The 2,005-nt window shown below is 60.4% G+C and carries 1 protein-coding gene and 1 pseudogene; both read left to right on the forward strand.

Annotation, left to right across the window (positions count from 1 at the left end; all coding sequences use genetic code 11):
• Positions 1-522: 522 nt before the first annotated feature.
• Positions 523-1,104, forward strand: a pseudogene (locus CYJ10_RS11825) (RNA-guided endonuclease InsQ/TnpB family protein); the annotation flags it as partial.
• A gap of 388 nt (positions 1,105-1,492) precedes the next feature.
• Entirely contained in the window at positions 1,493-1,933 is a 441-nt protein-coding gene (locus CYJ10_RS11830) for a GNAT family N-acetyltransferase (protein WP_101680350.1), read from the forward strand.
• The last annotated feature ends 72 nt before the right edge of the window (positions 1,934-2,005 follow it).

A 2,005-nucleotide genomic window follows, 5' to 3' on the forward strand; every position in this document is an offset into this window, starting at 1 on the left:
CAGCTTGAACGGGCTGTAGACGGTGGTGATCGGCATGATGGCGATGCCGCCGCGTACGGCCTGCAGCGCCTTGGCGTCGAGGGTTTCGGTCGAGGACAGGTCCTTGATGGTCAGCTTGGTCATGATGGTCTCCTGGATGAGGAAGGTGCTACGTTGGGTCTCGGTGATGAGCATCGGGTTGGTGTCGCGCTCGGACCAGATATCGCAGCAAGCGTGCCAGCGCGTGCCACGGACCCGAAAAAAGTTGGCGGATCGTTGTGGGGAAAGGGCTGGCGGGGAACGGTGCGATGCGCGCCGGTAGGGCGGGGGATGCCTGGGGCCTGCGGAGTGGTGGGCTGGCGCCAACAGAAAGGTGTCGGGTGTCGGGCGGGCGGCAACGTCCCGGGCGGCGCCGGACCATAGGACGGCATTGCGGATGGCGGGAGTGCGCACTAAGCGCGCCGAAGGTCGGCGCGCTTATCAAGCATGCGGTAGATTGAGTACCCCCAAGATCAGTAGGAGCGGTATCAGGGGCTCAGCGCTTCCGTCAAGCGGCACGAAGCCCAGCTACGCCGGGCGCAGCGGGCGATGAGTCGCAAGCAGAAATTCAGCAACAACTGGCAGAAGGCGAAAGCCCGCGTCCGGCGCATTCACGCACGCATCGGGAACGCCCGCCGCGACTACCTGCACAAGGCCACGACCACGATCAGCCAAAACCATGCGCTCGTGTGTATCGAAGACCTGCAGGTACGAAATATGTCCAGGTCGGCGGCGGGCAGTGCCGAGAAGCCGGGCAGGCACGTTCGGGCCAAGTCCGGCCTGAACAAAGCGATTTTGGACCAGGGCTGGTTCGAATTCTGCCGCCAACTGGAGTACAAGTTGGCGTGGAACGACGGCTGGCTTATCAGAGTGCCACCTGAGAACACGAACCGAACATGTCCGGCATGCACTAGCGTGAGTGCGGACAACCGGCTTACGCAAGCGTGGTTCGCCTGCATCGAATGCGGTTTCGAAGGAAACGCCGACGTCGTCGGCGCGATCAATGTTCTGGCGCGGGGACGCCGCGTTGCAGCCTGTGGAGAGCCGGTGCAGTCAGGCCGCTCTGCGAAGCAGGGACCTACCGAAGTGGCTGCGCAGTTCACCGCGAAGCGCCGTCGGAATCCCCTTCCTTTCTGCCGACAGGCAGCGATCGAAGGTCGAGGAAGGGGGGATGTTGTCAACGCCAATCGAAATTTGCACGTTTGGGGCGGCCGAAACTTGCAGAGAGCCAAGCCAATGTTCCTGCACTCATTGTGCGGCACAGCATTGACGGATACCCCTGTAGGGCGGTGGTGCTGGCCTGAAGCGCCAGACTTTTGAGCAGCGTGTTGCCGGTCAAAAGCCTTACAACGGTCATTGAAGATCCGGCGTCGGGATCCGGCCAGTTTCCGCCGTTCGCCAAGGCCCTGCGAATTGCTGGCGAGCGGACGGTCGACTCGCTAACATTGCGTTCTGCCTGCTGCGAAGACACAACATGCTCTCGATCAATCGGTTAACTGTCCTTCCACCACAAATAGATGATCTGGAGCGCGAGGCTTCAGCGCAAGGGTTCAATTTTGTTGGGCGCTTGATCGACGAGTGGCGCGCCGGAACCAACAGGTTCGACAAGCCTGGCGAGTGTCTCTTCGGGATCATTGACAACGAAACCCTCGTAGGAATCGGAGGTTTGAACGTTGACCCGTACGTCATGGACGGCTTTACAGCGCGACTGCGTCGTCTCTATGTTGCAAAGGTCTTTCGGCGTCGCGGCATAGGTGAAGCCCTCGTTCTTGAGCTTCTTCAGCATGCATCGCTACATTTCCGTCAAGTCCGGCTTTCAACCGATACTGAATCCGCCGCTGCCTTCTATTCTCGACTGGGTTTTAGGGCGATCGAAGATGAAACGGCCACCCATGTCAAAGTGCTGTGCTGCTGATGACCGGATGGCTCTTATGGGTCGATCAGGGACGACCGCCGTTGCAGACCTGGTATCCGACTGAGAACGGCC

This window comes from Cupriavidus pauculus, assembly GCF_002858765.1.
GTDB classification, from domain to species: domain Bacteria; phylum Pseudomonadota; class Gammaproteobacteria; order Burkholderiales; family Burkholderiaceae; genus Cupriavidus; species Cupriavidus pauculus_B.

Coding starts and splice junctions, on each gene's coding strand:
- CYJ10_RS11830 (WP_101680350.1), top strand. CDS start 1,493: ATGCTCTCGATCAATCGGTTAACTGTCCTTCCACCACAAATAGATGAT.